Origin of the sequence: Corynebacterium sp. UBA4397 (assembly GCF_002390965.1) — a bacterium.
Taxonomy (GTDB): domain Bacteria; phylum Actinomycetota; class Actinomycetes; order Mycobacteriales; family Mycobacteriaceae; genus Corynebacterium; species Corynebacterium flavescens.
Window position 1 is genome coordinate 91543 of record NZ_DGRD01000001.1, and the last position, 17737, is coordinate 109279.

General features: G+C 60.0%; 15 protein-coding genes. 4 read left to right on the plus strand and 11 right to left on the minus strand.

Features of this window, described 5'->3' with window-relative positions; genetic code table 11:
• Positions 1–436: 436 nt before the first annotated feature.
• Genes B2696_RS00435 through rho form a run of 6 tightly spaced genes read right to left on the minus strand, consistent with a single transcriptional unit; the run spans position 437 to position 6621 of the window.
• On the minus strand, positions 437–883 hold the full coding sequence (locus tag B2696_RS00435; RefSeq protein ID WP_075729618.1) for a hypothetical protein: 447 nt from the start codon (positions 881–883) through the stop codon (positions 437–439).
• Between the two features lie 16 nt (positions 884–899).
• Entirely contained in the window at positions 900–2075 is a 1176-nt protein-coding gene (locus B2696_RS00440; RefSeq protein ID WP_075729617.1) for a glycosyltransferase family 4 protein, read from the minus strand.
• A 31-nt stretch (positions 2076–2106) separates the two neighbouring features.
• On the minus strand, positions 2107–2775 hold the full coding sequence (locus B2696_RS00445) for an L-threonylcarbamoyladenylate synthase (RefSeq protein ID WP_075729616.1): 669 nt from the start codon (positions 2773–2775) through the stop codon (positions 2107–2109).
• A gap of 57 nt (positions 2776–2832) precedes the next feature.
• A complete protein-coding gene (gene prmC / locus B2696_RS00450; protein ID WP_286953206.1) occupies positions 2833–3675 on the minus strand; it encodes a peptide chain release factor N(5)-glutamine methyltransferase in 843 nt (280 codons plus the stop codon).
• A 12-nt stretch (positions 3676–3687) separates the two neighbouring features.
• Positions 3688–4764, minus strand: a complete 1077-nt coding sequence (gene prfA / locus B2696_RS00455) for a peptide chain release factor 1 (protein ID WP_286953208.1) — start codon at positions 4762–4764, stop codon at positions 3688–3690.
• Positions 4765–6621: a transcription termination factor Rho gene (rho, locus tag B2696_RS00460; RefSeq protein ID WP_373862507.1), complete on the minus strand. Its 1857-nt coding sequence runs from the start codon at positions 6619–6621 to the stop codon at positions 4765–4767.
• 355 nt (positions 6622–6976) lie between these two features.
• On the opposite strand from rho, the gene B2696_RS00465 reads away from it, so the two are divergent.
• Positions 6977–8752, plus strand: a complete 1776-nt coding sequence (locus B2696_RS00465; protein ID WP_286953211.1) for a long-chain fatty-acid--CoA ligase — start codon at positions 6977–6979, stop codon at positions 8750–8752.
• Here the strand turns inward: B2696_RS00465 and B2696_RS00470 are convergent, their stop codons facing one another.
• The 5 genes from B2696_RS00470 to argS all read right to left on the minus strand — a co-directional run bounded on the left by B2696_RS00470 (position 8753) and on the right by argS (position 14565).
• Positions 8753–9103 carry a cupredoxin domain-containing protein gene (locus B2696_RS00470; RefSeq protein ID WP_276623462.1) on the minus strand — a complete coding sequence of 117 codons (351 nt, stop codon included), beginning with the start codon at positions 9101–9103 and terminating at the stop codon, positions 8753–8755. It abuts the gene before it with no gap.
• A gap of 43 nt (positions 9104–9146) precedes the next feature.
• Positions 9147–10076 (minus strand): homoserine kinase, encoded by a 930-nt coding sequence (gene thrB / locus B2696_RS00475; protein ID WP_276623463.1) that lies wholly within the window; start codon positions 10074–10076, stop codon positions 9147–9149.
• Positions 10077–10099: 23 nt separating this feature from the next.
• The gene (locus B2696_RS00480) at positions 10100–11434 is read right to left on the minus strand and encodes a homoserine dehydrogenase (protein ID WP_286953213.1); all 1335 of its coding nucleotides are present in this window, start codon (positions 11432–11434) and stop codon (positions 10100–10102) included.
• Positions 11435–11571: 137 nt separating this feature from the next.
• Positions 11572–12912: a diaminopimelate decarboxylase gene (gene lysA, locus B2696_RS00485; RefSeq protein ID WP_286953215.1), complete on the minus strand. Its 1341-nt coding sequence runs from the start codon at positions 12910–12912 to the stop codon at positions 11572–11574.
• Positions 12913–14565, minus strand: a complete 1653-nt coding sequence (argS, locus tag B2696_RS00490; protein ID WP_286953217.1) for an arginine--tRNA ligase — start codon at positions 14563–14565, stop codon at positions 12913–12915.
• 235 nt (positions 14566–14800) lie between these two features.
• On the opposite strand from argS, the gene B2696_RS00495 reads away from it, so the two are divergent.
• Genes B2696_RS00495 through B2696_RS00505 form a run of 3 tightly spaced genes read left to right on the plus strand, consistent with a single transcriptional unit; the run spans position 14801 to position 17714 of the window.
• Positions 14801–15586 (plus strand): (Fe-S)-binding protein, encoded by a 786-nt coding sequence (locus tag B2696_RS00495; protein WP_276623467.1) that lies wholly within the window; start codon positions 14801–14803, stop codon positions 15584–15586.
• Positions 15586–17091, plus strand: a complete 1506-nt coding sequence (locus B2696_RS00500) for a lactate utilization protein B (RefSeq protein ID WP_075729605.1) — start codon at positions 15586–15588, stop codon at positions 17089–17091. The genes B2696_RS00495 and B2696_RS00500 overlap by 1 nt, the downstream gene beginning before the upstream one ends.
• Positions 17088–17714 carry a LutC/YkgG family protein gene (locus tag B2696_RS00505; protein ID WP_075729604.1) on the plus strand — a complete coding sequence of 209 codons (627 nt, stop codon included), beginning with the start codon at positions 17088–17090 and terminating at the stop codon, positions 17712–17714. The genes B2696_RS00500 and B2696_RS00505 overlap by 4 nt, the downstream gene beginning before the upstream one ends.
• Positions 17715–17737: the final 23 nt, after the last annotated feature.

The window sequence follows — 17737 nt, forward strand, 5'->3', positions numbered from 1 at the left end:
GTAACGCTCAGCGTTCTCTCCCGTGTTAGGGCCGTTGCAATTCATATAAAAATCACAAGCGGTGCGATGGACGTCTCAAGCTCTCTGCCACGACCTCGGACTCCGTCGCACATCTTCGAAGTAGTGACAGGGATTGACCGCGCGGGAGCCGTAACACAGTAACTTCGCACACGGCGAATAGAGAGTTCCGGATCCGCGGTAACCCGCAGGAAATAATATCAGGTCAGAGAACAAATCACCGTCCCCGGGGCCCTTCCAAGTCTTAAGCCTGGCCCACTACCCCACCCAAGCCCCTCATTATCGCCCGTGACTAGGCAAAAGAGTGCGGGTGTCCTTAGTCACAGCGGAATATCATCACACCTCCGTGGGGGTGGAATGACGCTTTACCCAACACCACTGGCACGGGCCGGTTCCGATAGTCGGGGAGAAAGACCTTTTAGGAGACGTAGGAGACGCGAGAGGTGATAATTCCCCATGTCTCCGTTCCGAGCGTGAGAATGAGGGCCAAGACCACGGTGACGAAAAGGGCCATGCGATCATAGAACTCTAGGTCCCGGATGATAAAGAGTACGACCAAAAGCAACACCAGCTTGAGCAACCAGCTGCCCATAATGACTGCGAGCGTGGTGGTGGGAGTGGTGTTCGAAGTAAAAAGCACTGAGAGTGCGGTAAAGAGGACGAAGGCTCCGGCGACGCTCGCACCAATAAGGACGCCCCAAATCCCGGGCAGCCCCTTGACTCCGCCCCACACGGCCAGCGAAACGATGGTTATGGCCACAAGCGCCCACCAGCCGAAGCGCAGGGCTCGCTCGAGCGGGCGGCGCGGGTCATCAAAGTCTGCAACGTCGTTGATTTCCGGATCGGAAGAAGCGTTTTCAGTCATAGGCAGAAAGCCTACCTCAGGCCGGTCCGGTTTCTTTGACCACTCTTGTCACTCGGGCATGCCTTCCCAACTTGCCTTGGCGCAGCGGAATGAGGGTCGCCCCAAAAGCCACCACGAGGGCTAGGACCGCCAGCGCAGACGCTAAAGCCGGGGGAACAACCGAGAAAGCCACCGCCCCGAAGGCCGCAGCTGACACCCACAGGTAGAGCACTAAGACGGTGCGCCGGTGCGTGTGCCCCAAAGACAGCAGGCGGTGGTGAATATGGGCACGGTCGGCAGAAAAGGGCGAGCGCCCCTGTGCCAGGCGCCGAATCACTGCCCAGACCAGGTCAACAACTGGGATCGACACTGCAGCAGCCACCACGATGAAAGGCGAAAGTAGCGCGATGATATCAACCGTGCCATAGAGCGACATATTGATTTTTCCGGAAGCCGAGGTCGATGCTGCGGCCAACAAAAGGCCAATGAGCATCGAGCCGCTGTCCCCCATGAAGATGCGTGAGGGCTCAAAATTATGGGGCAAAAATCCGGCGCAGATTCCCACCAAGGCGGCCGCAATGATGGCGGGAGGATAAGCCGAAACGGCTCCACCCTGGTCGTGGAGGACAGTCAACGAGAAGATGAGGATGGCTCCCCCGGCGATCATGCCCAGGCCTGCGGCCAGTCCGTCGAGGCCATCAACAAAGTTGAAGGCATTAACCAACAAGACGGTAATGAAGGTAGTCAAGAGTGTGCCCTGGATTTGGTCCAGCAATACGGTGGTTCCACCGCCGAAAGGGATGAACAACAGGGTCCAGGTCAGCCCGAGACCACTCATCACTGCGGCGGCAAGAAGCTGCCCCAGGAGCTTGACGATGGCGCTGAGTTCATAGAGATCATCGATCACACCCACCGCGACTATCGCCGCCGCGCCCCAAAACACCGCAGTCATCTCCGGGGTAACCGGCATGAACCCGCGGGTGAGGGCGGGGAGCTGTTCGGCGAGAAAAAGCGCGGCACCGAAACCGATGAACATGGCGACGCCGCCCATCTGCGGAGTGGGCTGGGAGTGGCTATCGCGCAGGCGGATCTCCGCTACCCGGCCACTGCGCACCAAAATGGTGCGCACGATACCTGTAGCCAGATATGTGAATGCTGCCGCAACGAGGATGACTAGAGCCAACTCGCGTAGCGGGACACCGGTTCCGCCCACTGATAGTCCTCCGCTTCCCTATTACTTCTGCTTAATTCTGCGGGCGCGTCCGCAGAGACTCCGCACTGACGCCGATGACCTCCGCAATGTCTTCCGCGGAGATAGCACCTTCGCGCAGGAGGTAAGGACGGGCGCCGGAAAGATCGATGATGGTCGAGGGCTTGCCGACGGCGGTTTCTCCCCCGTCCAGATACACCGTCACCGCCTTGCCCAATTGCTGCTTGGCCGCGATCGCCGTGGTAGGCGGCTGGTGTCCGGAGATATTGGCGGAAGATACCGCCATTGGGCCCACCTCGCGTAAGAGCTCGATGGCGATGGGGTGCAAAGGCATGCGCAGCATGACCGTCCCGCGTGTATCGCCCAAGTTCCACGGCAAAGAAGGCGCCTGCGGAACCACGATGGATAGTCCGCCGGGCCAAAATGCCTCGACCAAAGTACGCGCTGTATCGGTGTAGTTGGCCACCAGCCCGCGAATGGTATCCCAGGACCCGATAAGAACCGGCACGGGCATATCCGGGCCACGGTGCTTGGTGGCTAGAAGGTTGGCCACCGCCGCGTTATTGAAGGCATCGCAGCCCAAACCATAAAGCGTATCGGTGGGCATGACAACCAAGCGACCGGACTGGGCGGCCTTGACAGCGAGAGAGATTCCCTCTTCTCGGCTGGCCTCATCGGAACAATCATAAATCTTGCCCTGCATTAAAATCCCTACATCAGCTTTCTGGAACGTGGACACATTCTTTTCGGTTTTCTCACCTTACCCCTCGGCGCGCACGGCCGTGACAAAGCGTGCCGTGCCGGTGAGATCTCTCAAGACCTCCACGGCACAAAATGCACCGTTTTCCCGCACCAAGGCCTGCACCTGTGCAGAGGTCTCATCATCGTGCTCAATGCCGAAACGTCCTCCCACTTTAAGCAGGCGGGCCGCGGTGTCGGCGATCCCGGGGATGACACTCATCCCATCCTCGCCCGCGAAAACGGCGAGTGCCGGGTCTTGGTAGACCTCTGGGTCTAGCTCCATGCTCAAGGGCACATAGGGCGGGTTGCTCACTACTAGATCCACCTGCCCATCGATGCTTTCAAGCACCCGGGGATCCGTGGCATCGCCGTGAATGACCTCCACCCCGCTGCCGTGGGTGTTGGTGGTGGTGTATGCCAAGGCGTCGTCGTCAAGCTCGACGGCGAGCACCCGCGCATCTGGGCGCAGGTGGGAAACATAGAGCGCCAGCGCGCCCGAACCTGTGCACAGATCGACAACGCGGGGGCTTTCCAGCCCCTGCAGCGAACGTACAGCCCAGTCCGCCAGAACTTCCGTTTCCGGGCGCGGGATGAAAACCCCGGGGCCCACGCGCAGCTCCAGCGGACCAAACCACGCCGCGCCGAGGATGTGTTGCAGCGGCTCCCGGGCGGCGCGGCGGGCAATCAACTGCTCGTAGGCGATGTCGAAGCCCGGCATGGCCTTCTCGTGCATCGGGATGTCCATGTGCCCGCAATGAATGAGATGGGACGCCAAGATCCGCGCGTCCCACTCGGGTGAGGCCACGCCGGCACGGCGAAGGCGCTCCGCCGCGAAGCGAAGCGCCTGTGCATAGGTAGTCACCGAGGACAGCCCTTAACCTTCGGACTCGAGCCGCTCGGCGCGCTCTTGGGCCTGCAAGGCATCAATGAGATCCTGCAAGTCACCGTTGAGCACTGCATCCAAGTTATTGGCCTTGTAGCCGATACGGTGATCCGTGATGCGGTTTTCCGGCCAGTTATAGGTGCGGATACGCTCAGAGCGGTCCATCGTGCGCACCTGGGAAGCACGCTGCTCGCCGGCCTCAGCGTCGCGGGCCTCCCGCTCGAGCTGGTCCAGGCGCGCCTGCAGCACTTGCAAAGCACGGGCCTTGTTCTGGATCTGGGAGCGTTCCTTCTGACAGGTCACAACCAGCCCAGTAGGCAGGTGGGTGATGCGCACGGCAGAGTCAGTGGTGTTAACGCCTTGGCCGCCCTTACCGGAGGAACGGTAGACATCAACGCGAATGTCTTTCTCGTCGATGTTGACGGACTCAACCTCATCAGGCTCCGGGTAGACCAAGACGCCCGCAGCGGAGGTCTGGATGCGGCCCTGCGACTCCGTGACCGGAACGCGCTGGACGCGATGTACCCCGCCCTCAAACTTGAATACCGACCAGGCTCCATCACGCGAGGGAGTCTTGGACTTGAAAGTGATGGTCATGTCCTTCACTCCGCCCAGGTCAGACTCGTTGAGGCCCAGCACCTCCCAGTTAAAGCCGGCTTTGTCGGCGTAACGCTCGTACATGCGCGCGAGGTCACCCGCGAAAAGGGCAGCCTCCTCGCCACCAGCGCCGGCCTTAATCTCCATGATGATGTCCTCGGAGTCCTGCTCGTCGCGCGGGGCGAGCAGGTCAGCCAGTTTTTCTTCCAACTCGACGACTAGCTTTTCAAGGCGTTCGGCCTCAGCCTGAAAGTCATGGTCCTCATAGGCCATTTCCTTGGCATCCGCGAGATCCTCACGCGCCTGCACAAGCTCCCCGTTGAGTTTAACTATGGGACGCAGCTCAGCATAGCGCTTCGATAGCTTGCGGAAGGCAGCCTGATTACCGGCCACGTCCGGGTCCGCCATCTGCATTTCGATGCCCTGATACTCGGAGACGATATCGTCCACCAGAGATACATGGTTATCCATTTAGGAGTACTCCTCCTCTTCCAAGCTGGCCACCATGGGAGCAGAACTAGCGATCTGCATGAGGAACTCGCCGTTGGACTTCGTCTTCTTCAGCTGCTTGATTAACAGGTCAATAGCAGCATAGGAATCCAGCCCGGAGAGGATACGGCGCAGCTTAGTCATGATGCGCGCCTCCTCGGGAACGAGCAAGAGCTCGTCCTTGCGGGTGCCGGAGGGGTTGACGTCGACCGCAGGGAATACCCTGCGCTCGGAGATTCCACGGTCCAGCTTGAGCTCCGCGTTACCAGTGCCCTTGAACTCCTCGAAGATGACCGTGTCACCGGTGGAACCGGTCTCCACCATGGCGGTGGCGATAATGGTCAAAGAGCCGCCGTTTTCAATGTTGCGAGCGGCACCGAGGAAGCGCTTGGGCGGGTAGAGGGCGTTGGAGTCCACACCACCGGAAAGAATACGGCCCGAGGCAGGAGAAGAGTTGTTGTAGGCGCGACCCAGACGAGTAATAGAGTCCAAGAGCACTACGACATCCTTACCCTGCTCCACGAGGCGCTTTGCGCGCTCGATGGCGAGCTCCGCCACGGAGGTGTGCTCTGAAGGCGGACGGTCGAAGGTGGAGGCAATGACCTCACCCTTGACCGAGCGCTGCATATCCGTGACTTCTTCAGGACGCTCATCAACGAGCACCACCATGAGATAGCACTCAGGGTTGTTGACGGCGATCGCGTTCGCAATATTTTGCATGATCGTGGTCTTACCGGCCTTGGGCGGCGAGACGATCAGCGCACGCTGGCCCTTGCCAATCGGCATAACCAGATCGATGACGCGGGTGGTGAGGATCTTCGGGTCCGTCTCTAGGCGCAGGCGCTGATTGGGATAAAGCGGGGTGAGTTTAGAGAACTCGGGCCGGTTCTTCGCCGACTCCGGATCCAAGCCATTGACGGAGTCAACCTGGACGAGCTGGTTGTACTTGCGGCGATTGCGACCATTGCCATGGGTGTGGGTTGGTCCGGAGATCTTCACCTGACCGGTGATGGCATCACCCGAGCGCAGGCCCAGTCGGCGCACCAAGTTGCTATTGACAAAGACGTCTGAGCTACCAACGCGGTATCCGGTCGTGCGCAAGAAGGCTACGTTGTTGTCAACGACCTCTAAGATGCCGCCTACTGCCTGCAGCTCATCGCCCTCGCGGACCTGCAGATCGTTACCGCCCCCCTCATTTCCACCACGGCTACGGCGATTGCGGCGGTTACGCCGGTTGCGCCGGCCGCCATTGCCTTCGTCATCATCATTATTGTGGCGGTTGTTGTTATTGCTGTGGCGCGGATTCCGAGGACGGTCTGTATTCTCGCGGTTCTCGCGGCCTTCTCGGTTCTCGCGGCCCTCCCGGTTATCCCGGTTGTCCTTCTTGCTGTGCCCCGAGTTATCGGAGCCCTCTGCATTGGTGCTGGCCTTTTCTTCCTGAGAAGGGCGGCCCTCATCCTGCGCGGGATTGGACTCAGATTGTCCCGAGTGAGTATCGCGGTCTTGGCGGCGGGTCCGGTTGCGCCGTGCGCGGCGCGCCTGCGAGCGCGATTCAAAGCGCTGATCATCGTTGTCATCGCTGCGTTCTTGTTGCTTGCCTTTGCTCTCCGCCTCCTGGGGGGCTGCTTTCGGCGCCTCCTGCTGTGGTTGCGGAGCTTCCTTGACCGCAGCAGCGGCCTTGCGGGGAACCTGACCGGTAGTCAGCGCAGTAATGAGATCTCCCTTGCGAAGGCCAGAGGTACCGCGCAGGCCACGTTCATTGGCCAGCTTGCGTAGCTCCGGCAGCTTCAGGGACGCGAGATCCTGTGCCGCGGTCTTGTCCGTATCGCTCACGGATATCCTTTCGTCGCTTCCATATGGCGTTTGTGGCCTGCGTTTTCCCGACTCTGACGGGAAAAGTGGCAAGGCGAATAAGTACTCTGGAAGCCATTGTGTAATTGACAAACTCACCGCCACGAGCAGGTACGAAGGAACCCGTGGGCAGTAAGAAATAAAAGGCCTCTTCCCCGGTTTGCGTGGGGTGCCAGCGCTCCCGTGGCGGGGGAAGAAATCAATAGAGGCGACTGCGAGCATCCTTAACTTATCCAGAAAAGTGCCCGGCTAGGTGAGAAATTTAGCTTTCCCCCACCAGTCTTGCGCCAGTATAGCGCATACTGTGCTTCTCACCTAGCGCAAGGCCGCTAAAGTAGGTCGCATGCTCTCCACGATGCAAGACATTCCTCTGTCCGTCGCCCGGATCCTCGATTATGGTTCCAGCGTGCACGGACAGACCAAGGTCACTACTTGGCACTCGCACTCCCCCGATTCGGACTTTGGCCCCGCCGAGGAGACTACCTTCGCCACCATCGGCGCTCGGGCGGCGGCTTTTGCCCACGTCTTGCACGACGAGCTCGGCGTCACCGGGGACGAGCGCGTGGGAACCTTCATGTGGAATTGCGCCGAGCACCTTGAGGTCATGTTTGCTGCTTCCTGCAAGGGCGCCGTTTTCACCCCGATCAATAAGCAGCTGATGAATGATCAGATTCGGCACATCATCAACCACGCGGAAATCAAGGTCATTGTCGCGGACTTTCGCCTAGGAGACCAATTGGCCAAGGTTCTCAGTGGAACCAACTGCGTGAAATCCGTGGTCTTTATCGGCACCGCGAGCCCCGCCCGCTACGCCACGTCCTTTCCGCGGGGCGTCAAAGTCTATTCCTATGAGAAGCTGCTCGACGGTCGGCCCACCGTCTATCACTGGCCCACGCTGCCAGAAAACACCGCGGCGGCTCTGTGCTACTCCACCGGCACCACTGGCGCGCCGAAGGGTGTCTTGTACTCCCATCGCTCCATCTACCTCGAGGCAATGCACCTGCGCGCCTCGGATTCTCTGTGCGTAACCCACGGAGAGACCTTCCTGTGCTGCATCCCCATCTATCACGTGTTGAGTTGGGGCGTCCCCTTCGCCGCATTCATGACCGGTACGCCACTGGTACTGCCCGATTCCGACGTTTCGCCTAAGACCCTCGCCACCATTATCGCGGCTACCTCGCCGCGAGTGGCCCACGGAGTCCCCACTATCTGGATTCAGCTCTTCGTGCATTACCTCAAGCATCACCCAGAGCGGATGACCCTGCGTGAGATCTATGCGGGCGGATCCCCCGTTCCCCCGCAGCTCATCAAGATGTGGGAGGAACGCTATGGCGTGGACATCGTGCATGTCTGGGGCATGGTAGAGACCTCGACAGTGGGCACCGTGGCACGCCCCCCACAGGGTGCGTCCGGAGATACTCGCTGGGCTTATCGCATCTCGCAGGGCCGCTTTCCCGCCTCGCTCCAATACCGCGTGGTCAACGACGGGCAGGTGGTCTCCAAGACAGACCGCAATGCCGGCGAGATTCAGGTGCGAGGCAACCTCGTTACCGGCTCCTACTTTCACTCGGTCACCGCGGTCAATGGCGGTTCCGCCAGTGAGTTCCGCGGTAAGGCCGTGGAGACTGCAGACACGAAGTTCACCGCCGATGGCTGGCTGCGCACTGGCGACGTCGGCTCGGTCACCGAGGATGGCTTCCTGACCGTGGAGGACCGTGCCCGCGACGTGATTCGTTCCGGTGGCGAGTGGATCTACTCGGTCCAGCTAGAAAACATGATTATGGCCAATCCCCTCGTCGTCGAAGCCGCAGTCATTGGCTACCCAGATAAGCAGTGGGTCGAACGCCCCTTGGCGGTGACGGTCCTAGGAGGGAAGGTCTCACCCACCATCGAGACGGCGGAACGCATCCGGGAGAGTATGCGCAAAGAGCTGCCCTCGTGGATGCTCCCGGAATACTGGACTTTTGTGAAGTCCATCGACAAAACGTCGGTGGGCAAGTTCGATAAGAAAGATCTGCGATCGCACTTGGCCGAAGGCGAGTACAACATCATTCGGCTCAAAGGGCCGGGTGAGGCCCAACGCCTCGACGGGGACGTCATTCCGAGAAAGGAAGACTAATTAAGCCTGGGCCACGCCGACTTCGAAAGTCATGCCTCGCATCTTGTGGCCCGCAATGGTGCAATAACCGGCGATGGGTTTAGTCACGGTTCCCACGTTGAGCTTCGCGCTCTTGCCTGGCTCAATGCGGCCCGTCTCCACGTCCCCGACTTTCAGGTCATGGGCTTGGTCGTCCCCGTTGTGTAGATCGATAACGAGGTACTTCCCAGCGGGCACCTCCACGGAGTCCGGGATAAAGTGCATGCCTTCGACGTCCACGTCCACGGCAAAGATCTGATCCGCCGGAGCGGGTGCCCTGCGCTCATGGAGCAGATTGACCCCTGCAACACCCAGCACGGCAAGCAGAGCCAAAACTACGAATGTGGCGGTAGAAGTCCTATTTGTGCGCACGACCTTAGGCCTGCGTGACGTCTACAGAAACGGGGCCAGCTACTTCAAGCTCAAGGACACGCAGGCCTGCGGCGCGAGCCTCATCGAGGATTGACTCATCAACGGGTTCTGTGTGCAAGACCATCGCGGTGGGGCCCGCGCCAGAGAGATATGCAGCATATCCGCGGTTGCGCAGACGATTGACCCACTCCGAAGTAATCGGCAGCACGTCAGCGCGGTAGGGCTGGTGCAGCCTGTCCCTAGTTCCCTCCCACAGCAGCTCCGGGTGATTTTGTAGCGCCGCGACCTGGACCGCGGCACGGGAGACGTTGAATGCCGCATCCGAGTGGGTCACGTGCGAGGGCAGCACGCGGCGCACCGCCTGGGTCGAGGCATGGAAGTCCGGCACCAACGCTGTGGCGCGGATATCTTCGTGCACCTGCAGCCCAACCGCCTTGTACTCGGGCAAGGAGCGCCCATCAACGGGGACAGTAGTCCATGAGACCACGGCATTGCCCAACACAGATGCGGCGGCATTGTCGGGGTGCCCCTCAAAGGCCGAAGAAAGCTGCACGAGCTGGGCCGGCGTCAGCGGAGAACCCGCCAGGCCGTTTCCGGCGGCTACCCCAGCCACCGCCGCCGAGGCGGAGGAGCCAAGTCCGCGCGATTGCGGGATGTTGTTATTGCACACCACTCGCAGGCCAGGCACGGTTGCGTCCGCTGCTGCTAGTGCCGAGCGAATGGCCTTGACCACCAGGTGGGAGCCATCGCGCGGCAACTCATCGGCACCTTCACCGAAAATCTCCACCTCGAGACCAGACTTGGTCACCTCGACCTCGACGGTGTCATAAAGCGTCAGCGCTATGCCGAGCGTGTCATAGCCGGGGCCCAAGTTGGCTGAGGAGGCGGGGACGGTAACGATGGCCTTGGTGCCAACTTCTACTTCGATGCTCATGGTTTAGATCCTAGACCTGCGGTTTAACTATGGAGACGAATGACGGAATGGACGGCCTTGACCTCGTCCAGATCGCCGAGCTTGGCGACGATCTCTTCCAACGCCGCCTCACGCGCCGAATGGGTGACCACGATGAGACGGGCGGTACCGTCGCCATTTTCCTGGCGCACGGTACGCAAAGAGACACCTCGCTGGGCAAAAACCTCGGAGATGGCTGCCAGCACACCGGCGCGGTCCGCGACCTCCATGTCGATGTGGTAGCAGGTAAGTACCTCGCCGAAATCTGCGATGGGCAGGTGCGCGTAGGTGTTTTCTCCCGGGGCGCGGCCACCGTGCACGATGTTGCGGGAGGCGCCCACGACGTCACCCAACACTGCCGATGCCGTGGGGTTACCGCCGGCACCATTGCCATAGAACATGAGGGATCCGGCAGCCTCTGCCTCGACGAAGATGGCGTTGTAGGACTTGCTCACTGAGGCAAGCGGGTGATCCTTGGGAACGAGCGTGGGGTGCACGCGCGCGTTGACGGATTTCTTCCCGGATTCATCGATCAAGACCTCACAGATGGCCAAGAGCTTGATGGAATAGCCGGCCTTGTTCGCAGCCTTGATGTCATCCGCGGTGATCTGGGAGATGCCTTCGCAATGGACATCATCAAAAGTGACTCGGGTGTAGAAGCCAAGCGACGCCAGGATCGCGGCCTTGGAGGCTGCGTCATGGCCTTCGACGTCTGCGGTGGGATCTGCCTCTGCATAGCCTAGGCGCGTGGCCTCGGCGAGTGCGTCCTCGTAGGAGGCGCCCGTGGTTTCCATGGCGTCGAGGATAAAGTTAGTGGTGCCGTTGACGATGCCAGAGATGCGGCGGATTTGATCGCCGGCCAGGGAGCGGCGCAGCATGCCGACGACGGGAATGGCCGCGGCAACCGCAGCCTCAAAGTAGAGATCCACTCCGGCACGATCTGCCGACTCAGCGAGCTCGTCCGCATGCGCAGCTACGAGCGCCTTGTTGGCCGTAACCACGGACTTACCAGCATTGAGCGCGGTCAGCAGGAGGTGGCGTGGGTAATCAATGCCGCCGATGACCTCGACCACGAGGTCAATATCATCGCGCCTGACCAGGGCCTCGGCATCATCGGTCAACAGCTCCGCAGGAACGCCCGGGCGGAGTTTGTTCTTGTTATGTACCGCGACGCCGCGAACCTCCGCAGGACCACCGATGCGGTGAGCAAAGGCATCGGCGTTCTCGTTGAGCAGGCGGAATACCTCCGCGCCCACGGTGCCGAAGCCCAAGAGCGCAATTCCTACTGCTTCGCCGGGGCCCTTGCCGCTGCGGATACTGGTCTGAGGAGCTGTGGACATTTCCGTTCCCATCGTTCGACTGCTAGTACTCTTCGATTGCTTTTTCTGTCTTGCTATCTAGTTTTATCCTGCGCCCTGGGGAATGAGCTACTCGACACTATACAGAACGAGCTGTCTACTCACCCACCCGGCTGTTGCTACTCCACCTCAAGCGAGAGGAGATCCTCAATGGTCTCCCTCCGCAACATGGGCTTAGTCACGCCCGCGCGCAGTGCGACCACCGCTGGACGCACTGCACCGTTATATCGCGAAGACATCATGTATTGATACGCGCCTGTCGCAGCGAATGCCACGAGGTCACCCGGAACGATATCGGCGGGAAGCTGTGGCTCATCGAGGAGAATATCCCCCGACTCACAATGAAAGCCCACCACACGTGAGTCCACGAGCGAGCCCTCGGTCTCGCGATTGACCACACGCATATCGTATTCGCTGCCATAGAGAGCCGGGCGAATATTATCCGACATACCTCCATCGACCGCGAGGTAGCGGCGCACGGGAAGCTCCGCCTTACCTGTCTCAACGTCCTTGACCGTACCTACTCGGTAAACCGTGACTGCGGAACCGGCCACCAAGGAACGCCCTGGTTCGACGAGGAGGAAGGGCGCCGGAATGCTCAGCTTGCGGGCCATATCATCGACCGCTCCGAGCATGTCTTGGGCGACGCCTTCAATATCGAGCGCTTCCTCATAAGGCATATAAGGAATGCCGAAGCCTCCGCCGAGATCAAGCTCCGGAAGATTGACACCCAGCTCGGTATGGATCTGCGCATAAAGGCCCAAGATGCGCTCAGCAGCGAGCTTGAATCCCTCAGCATTGAATACCTGGGAACCGACGTGGCAGTGCAGCCCCACTAGCTGGAGGTACTCCGCACCGAGGCAACGCTTAGCGGCGTTAAAGGCCGCGCCGGTGGCCAACGAGATTCCAAACTTCTGGTCCTCATGCGCGGTAGCGATGAACTCGTGGGTATGAGCGTCAACCCCAGGCTTGACGCGAATCATCACGGGCTGGACTCGCCCGGCCTCGCCAGCGATGCGGTTGAGGTTCTCCAGTTCAGACTCGTTATCCAAAACCACGTGGGCTACGCCCTGCTCGACACAAAGCCGCAGATAGTCCTCGCCCTTGTTATTGCCGTGGGCAGTGATGCGCTGCGGCGGAAACTCCGCGGCTAGGGCGATGCGAAGTTCGTTTATTGAGGCGACGTCGAGAAAAAGCCCTTCCTCGTTGACCCATTGCACGACCTTCTTGGATATGAAGGCCTTAGAAGCGTAGTGAACATGCTCGGGGCCCCCGAAAGCATCGGCCATGTCGTGACACCGCGAACGGAAATCATCTTCATCGAAAACATAGAGTGGCGTGCCAAACTCCTCCGCCAGCTCTGGGAGCGGAACGCCGGCGATGGTGACTACGCCGTCCTCCTCGCGTTTGGCGTTGCGCGGCCAGACGTGGGCGGGCAAATCATTAAAATCGGTGCTCATCTACATTCTCTCCGGTGCAGAAACGCCGACGAGGCACAGTGAGTTGGCAAGGACTTGGCGCGTGGCCTGCGCGAGTGCGAGGCGCGCAGAGTGGATGGGCTCCGCCGACTCCCCGGCCTTGGGCAGTATCTGGCACTGGTCATAGAAGCGGTGGAACACTGCCGCGAGATTCTCCGCGTAGCGTGCCACTCGGTGGGGCTCACGCAAGGTCGCGGCCTGTGCGACGACACCGGGAAACTCTCCCAGTGTACGGATGAGATCGCCTTCCAGCTCATTGTTCAGCAGGGAGAGATCTGCACCCTCGGCCGAGACACCGATCTCAGCAGCCTTGCGGAGAATTGAGCATAGCCGGGCATGTCCGTACTGCACGTAAAAGACGGGATTGTCCGCCGACTGTGACGCCCACAGGCTCAAATCGATGTCAATGGTCTGGTCTACCGAGGAACGAACCAGGGAATAGCGCGAAGCATCGACACCAATAGCAGTAACGAGGTCTTCAATGGTGATGACCGTTCCCGCGCGCTTGGACATCTTGACGGGCTTACCCTCGCGCAAGAGGTTGACCATCTGGCCAATGAGCACCTCGACGGCATCCGCGTCATAGCCAAGAGCGGCCGCGGCAGCCTTCAGACGGGGAACGTAGCCGTGGTGATCAGCGCCGAGCATATAGATATTGAGATCGTGGCCGCGCTCGAACTTGTCTGCCACGTAGGCAATATCGCCGGCGATATATGCGGCATTTCCATCAGACTTGATGACAACGCGGTCCTTGGAGTCACCGTAATCGGTGGACTTGAGCCACCAGGCATTATCGGCTTCGTAAAGCTCGCCCTTTGCCTTGAGTTCGTCGAGCGCCTTGGTCACGGCGCCGGACTCAAACAAGGAGTTCTCGTGGAAGTAAACATCGAAGTCGACGCCGAACTCGTGCAGCGACTGCTTGATCACCGCAAACATCATGTCCACACCTGCGGAACGGAAAGCCTCTTGGACCTGCTCCGGGCTGCCCTCCAAGGCGGTGGGGTTGTGCTCCAGCACCGCCTGCGCGATGTCTTGAATATATGCTCCGCCGTAGCCGTCCTCAGGGGTGGGCTCGCCCTTGGCTGCGGCGACCAACGAGCGAGCAAAACGGTCGATCTGCCCGCCGTGGTCGTTGAAATAGTACTCACGAGTGACTGCAGCACCGGAGGCCTCTAGCACTCTTCCGAGGGAATCACCCACAGCTGCCCAGCGGGTACCACCCAGGTGGATCGGCCCCGTGGGATTAGCGGAGACAAACTCCAAGTTGATGCGCTTTCCAGCGTAGGCATCATTATCGCCATAGGAATCACCAGCGGCAAGGATCTGCGAGACAATTGCGCCCTGCGCGGCTGCAGCGAGACGAATATTAAGGAATCCCGGGCCAGCAATCTCTGCGGAGGCAATGGCGTCATTGTCTGCCAAAGCCTGTGCCAACCAACCAGCCAATTCGCGAGGATTGATACCCGCCTTCTTAGCCACCTGCAAGGCAACGTTGGTGGCGTAATCGCCGTGATCGGGATTGCGCGGGCGCTCTACCGTTACGGTTGCAGGGAGTACGGAGGTGTCAAGGGCGTGCTCCTCAAGTACCGCAACGGCGGCATCCCGAACGAGCGCAGAGAGATCTACTGGATTCATATCGAAAGAGTTTAACGCCCCCACTCCCGTGTAGCACTATCAGGTTAAAAGGTACACGCGACAAATAATTCGACAATACTAATGTTGCGGAATACCCGCAGCTGGGCGCGGGAATCGCCGTTAGACCTCTGTGATCTTTCGTTGTAGGATTTGTGGCATACCCCATACTATTTTTCCCAGATCGGCGTGAGCACAGTTGCCACATGCGCCGCTGGATAAAGCAAGGAGCGCAAGCATGCGAATAGCATTGTTTTCTACGTGCATCGGTGATGCCATGTTCCCGGATGCGCAGAAAGCTACCGCACTGATCCTGTCTCGTCTCGGCCACGAGGTGGTCTTCCCAGAAGAACAGACCTGCTGCGGGCAGATGCACGTCAACACCGGCTACCAGAAAGAAACGCTCGGCATGATCCGCACTTATGCCGACGCTTTCGCTGATCCTTCAATCGATTATGTGGTCTCGGCGTCTGGTTCCTGTGTTGGAGCCGTGCGCGAGCGCCACACCCGCATTGCGGAGCGCTTCGGTACCGCTGCTGATGTAGACGGCGCCCACAAGGCCGCCGATAAGACTCTCGATCTTCCCGAGTTCCTCGTAGACATTGAGCAGCGCACCAACTTGGGCGCCTTCTTCCCCCACCGCGTGACCTATCACTCCTCTTGCCACGGCCTGCGCTTTCTCAAGCTCGGTGACCGCCCCTACCAGCTGCTGCGTGAGGTCGAAGGCATCGATCTCGTGCCCTTGGAAAACTTCGAGGAATGCTGCGGATTCGGCGGGACCTTCGCCCTGAAGAACGCTGAGGTTTCTCAGGCAATGGTTACTGACAAGACGCGCCACGTCAAAGACACCGGAGCCGAGTACGTCACCGGCGGTGACTCCTCCTGCCTCATGAATATTGGCGGCGCGCTTTCCCGTCAACGCAGCGGAATTCGCGCGCTGCACATGGCCGAAATCTTGGCCTCCACCAAGGAACATCCGTGGACCCCTGAGACCGCGGCCTACTCTAAGGAGAAGATGCTCTAATGACTAGCTTCCTCGATACCACTCCACCGCGCGCACCAGAGAACTACGGCAATCTGCGCGGAGACAAGTCCTTCGTCCCAGCTGCTCATGAGGGCCTCAACAACGCCACCCAGCGTCGCAACCTCCTCCACGCCACCACGACCATCCGCAACAAGCGTGCCCACGCCGTTAAGGAGGCACCCGATTGGGAGCAGCTGCGCAACGCAGGTTCCGCACTCAAGGAAGATGTCGCCGCTCGCATGCCGGAACTGCTCGCACAGTTCGAGGAGCAGGTAACCAAGCGTGGCGGGATCGTCCACTGGGCGCGCGACGCCAAGGAAGCCAATAAGATCGTCGAGGATCTCATCCGAGAGACCGGCGAGACCGAGGTCGTTAAGGTCAAGTCCATGGCCACCCAGGAAATCGGCCTCAACGAGCACCTCGAAGAGGTAGGCATCCATGCTCGTGAAACCGACCTCGCTGAGCTCATCGTTCAGCTTGGTAACGATAAGCCCTCTCACATCTTGGTGCCTGCTATTCACCGTAACCGCGCCGAGATCCGGGACATCTTCGTCAAAGAGATGCCGAATACCGATGACACCCTCGAAGCCGAGCCCGCAGTACTCGCAGAGGCCTCCCGCTCCTTCCTGCGCGAACAGTTTATGAAGGCAAAGGTTGCCATCTCGGGCGCTAACTTCGGCGTGGCCGAGACCGGCACTATCAACGTCGTGGAGTCTGAGGGCAACGGACGCATGTGCGTGACCCTGCCGGAAACCCTCATCACTGTAATGGGCATCGAAAAGCTCGTGCCCAAGTTCCAGGATCTCGAGGTTTTCTTGCAGCTGCTGCCGCGTTCTTCCACCGCGGAGCGCATGAACCCTTATACCTCGATGTGGTCCGGTGTCACTGAGGGTGATGGTCCGCAGAACTTCCACCTGATCCTGCTCGACAATGGTCGTACCGCGGCGCTCTCGAGCCCCGTGGGCAGCCAGGCGTTGAAGTGCATCCGGTGTTCTGCCTGCCTTAACGTGTGCCCTGTTTACGAGCGCGCCGGTGGCCACGCCTATGGATCGGTCTACCCCGGCCCCATCGGCATCTCCCTGACGCCGCAGCTGACCGGAATGAAGGATCACCACGATCCTTCCGCCAGCTTGCCTTATGCGTGCTCCCTCTGTGGGCGCTGTGATGAGGTCTGCCCAGTGAAGATCCCCCTCAGTGACGTGATTCTGGAGAACCGCTATCAAAAGGTCACCCACGCCACCCCGCCGGTAGAGTCGAAGCTCTTCCGCATGGTCGAGGCAGTGTGGGCACACCCGAAGGTGTGGAACCAAGCCACCCGCATGGTCGCTCTTGCCCGCGTCATGGGCGGCCGTAACGGCATCATCGACCGGCTTCCGCTGTTCATGTCCGGCTGGTCTGAAGGCCGCGATACCGCCGTACCGCCGAAGAAATCATTCCGCCAGTGGTTCGAGAGCAACGAAGCAAAGAACCTGCTCAACCAGGCCCGAGAGGAAGGCATCAAGTGAACGCCAAAGAAGAAATTCTGAGCCGCATCCGCAGCGCTCAAAAGTCCGCGGGTCTGCCAGATCACGTTGTCGCCCCCCGCGAGTACCAGCGCGAGGGCACTCTCAATGCCGCCGAGTTGCTCGACATGTTTGTGGAGAGGCTCGAGGATTACAAGGCCGAGGTCGAACTCACCAGCGTGGCGGAGCTTCCCTCTACGCTGAACCGTATTCTCGAGGAAAAGGACTGCAAGGACATCCGCTACGCGGAAGGTCTCGATGACTCTATCTTCGTGAACTTTGAGGGTTCTGCTACCCCCGATGATCCGGATTCCGATCCTCGCCTGCTCGATTCGGTCGACGCCGTGGTCACCGAGTCCGTGGTCTCCTCCGCACAAACCGGAACCATCGTTTTGGAATCCGGCCCTCGCTGCGGGCGCCGCGCGCTTACCTTGGTACCCGATCGCCACATCTGCATCGTGCACCGCGATTCGGTGGTCTACGGAATCCCCGAGGTAGTCTCTCGCATGGATCCTCAGCGTCCCGCCACGTGGATTTCTGGCCCCTCAGCCACCTCTGACATCGAGCTATCTCGTGTCGAGGGCGTCCACGGACCGCGTAACCTCATCGTCGTTATCGTGGACTAACACGCTATTGGTCTATATAGTCT

Coding starts and splice junctions, on each gene's coding strand:
- B2696_RS00435 (WP_075729618.1), bottom strand. CDS start 883: ATGACTGAAAACGCTTCTTCCGATCCGGAAATCAACGACGTTGCAGAC.
- B2696_RS00445 (WP_075729616.1), bottom strand. CDS start 2,775: ATGCAGGGCAAGATTTATGATTGTTCCGATGAGGCCAGCCGAGAAGAG.
- prfA (WP_286953208.1), bottom strand. CDS start 4,764: ATGGATAACCATGTATCTCTGGTGGACGATATCGTCTCCGAGTATCAG.
- B2696_RS00465 (WP_286953211.1), top strand. CDS start 6,977: ATGCTCTCCACGATGCAAGACATTCCTCTGTCCGTCGCCCGGATCCTC.
- thrB (WP_276623463.1), bottom strand. CDS start 10,076: ATGAGCATCGAAGTAGAAGTTGGCACCAAGGCCATCGTTACCGTCCCC.
- B2696_RS00480 (WP_286953213.1), bottom strand. CDS start 11,434: ATGTCCACAGCTCCTCAGACCAGTATCCGCAGCGGCAAGGGCCCCGGC.
- lysA (WP_286953215.1), bottom strand. CDS start 12,912: ATGAGCACCGATTTTAATGATTTGCCCGCCCACGTCTGGCCGCGCAAC.
- argS (WP_286953217.1), bottom strand. CDS start 14,565: ATGAATCCAGTAGATCTCTCTGCGCTCGTTCGGGATGCCGCCGTTGCG.
- B2696_RS00495 (WP_276623467.1), top strand. CDS start 14,801: ATGCGAATAGCATTGTTTTCTACGTGCATCGGTGATGCCATGTTCCCG.
- B2696_RS00500 (WP_075729605.1), top strand. CDS start 15,586: ATGACTAGCTTCCTCGATACCACTCCACCGCGCGCACCAGAGAACTAC.